Annotated in this window: 1 protein-coding gene; it reads left to right on the plus strand. The window is 39.1% G+C overall.

The window, feature by feature from the left end:
* Positions 1-637: 637 nt before the first annotated feature.
* On the plus strand, positions 638-2,019 hold a 1,382-nt coding region (locus tag CAG68_RS19775), incomplete at its 3' end, for a dsDNA nuclease domain-containing protein (protein WP_161441556.1).

The raw sequence follows: 2,019 nt of genomic DNA on the forward strand, positions 1-2,019 counted from the left end.
ACATGTGATGATTAGTTAGGCTTGGTTATGGTTAGCGCAGAAAGATTTATCAGTATGGCATGGGAACTAGAGCTCACCATCTGCTCATTGATAACTGAGCATACACCAGCGGGCTACTTGGATGTGTGTAGAGACCGAGCTAAGAGTAGAGGCATAGATGTCTTTAATCTGAACTTTAATGAGTATGCATCCCCCCTAGTTGCTTTCACAGCAGAAGAGAATCGAGAACTGGTTGCTACTTTGGAAGGTTGTAGACGCAAGACACTTGTCATCTTTGAAGGAGCTGACGCGCTGGCACCTTTGGAGTGTAATGAAACATTTTGGTTAAGATCTTTACTGATCAATAGCAATGTTATTGGGCTTGTTGTTGTTTTCTTGGTTACGAATGAGGGGAAGGTAAGGTTGTTTCAGAATAGTGAGGGAGCGTTCTATCTAGATTGCCTACACTTGGACTAGAAATCGCTCTTGTAGATCTATCCAATCGAAGCGGATGAAAGTTACGCATATTGATGTGTAGTGATTTGATTTATGAGAAGAACACATTCTTACTTTATACATCTGTATGCATTAACAAATAGACTTATCAAATATAAGGGATAAAATGAGTCAAACTGGTAAATGACAGCAGAATACCTTTATGTATCAGATGGATGAGAATAATGGCGGTGGAGTCGGGGCTAAGAAAGGTTTTTTCTTTCAAGACTACGTAGCAACTTTGTTTGCTTCGGAGATGCTCCTTGATAATCGAATTAGTGGAGTTGGCTGTGAAGTCGGAGATGACATAGAACTTTTTCACCCAAAGAACATTGTCACACACGTACAGGTAAAAACAGGTACTGTAGACAACGGGTGGAATTTGAAAGAGTTAAAAGAGTGTCGCAACTTCACTCAAGATAAGAAACCAAAACGTTACTCATCTGTATTACACAAGAGCTTGGAGCTAGACAAAGATACTAACCTAGTAAGCAAGTTTATGATGGTCACTGATCGTGTAGTAAAAGGGCCTTTAAGCTTTTTAGAGATACCTTTAGAGAACAGAGCGGCTAAGACTGGGCGGGAACAATTAGTTAAGTCAATCAACTCAGCATTAGGAAAAAACTTTACCTCTAAGAATGGTAATAGAGGTGATTATTGGGTTGATAACACGGTATGGCGCGTATTTTGTTCTACAGAGCTGGTTGTCCTGCAAGTTGAGCACAATTTACGAGCTGCAAGTGAAGAGTTATTAAACTGCGTACTTACAAATGAATCAGTGAGACAACTCGGTGAAATCTTATGCAATAGAATTTATGGAAAGAGTCAATTGTGTAAGAAAACTTGTTCAGTCCAAGATAAGACTCTATCTCGAAATGAGGCTATCGACTTATTACGCGATTTTGCTTTGAAGAATGCTTTATTACCCAAAGCTTATCCTGACATCGACTTGCCAGATATAGTTACTCCGTTGTTTGATGAACGTGTTGAGAATCGAAGAAAGCGAGGATTCGTACAAGGATTCAATTTTAATGCATATAGGTATGACCATGTGGTAGACATGCTTGTCGATTGGGTTGACGAAGTATTTCTAAGGCCGTCGGAACTTACGGCTAATTCTCAAGCAATAAGCAAGTCGATTGATCTTCGCTCTAGGATTGCGCAGTTCGATTTAAAAGTCGTTACGTCTAGAACAATCTTGAACAGCATTATGAGAAAGCAGCATGTCGCACAGCCAATACCCATGGTGATGTTTGCTGCAAATAATGCTAAATGCCTGAAGTTTGACTCTGTACATATAGTGCATGGAAATGATAACAACCATGAACTGTGGATAGGCGTCACTGAATTTATAGAGAATAGCGATGACATTTTTGAAGTCATCGAACGATTGTGTGAGAAGATGAATGAACTAGTGTTTATTGATATGGACAAAGACCGACAAATAATTTTGGAAGGTAAAGATGATAAGTATCTGTTTAAGCATGATATTGATACCATTCTAGATACTTCAAATAGTTTCTCCTCTCATCTAGATCGATTCAA

The organism is Vibrio sp. V42_P2S4T144 (assembly GCF_009904715.1).
Lineage (GTDB): Bacteria > Pseudomonadota > Gammaproteobacteria > Enterobacterales > Vibrionaceae > Vibrio > Vibrio alginolyticus.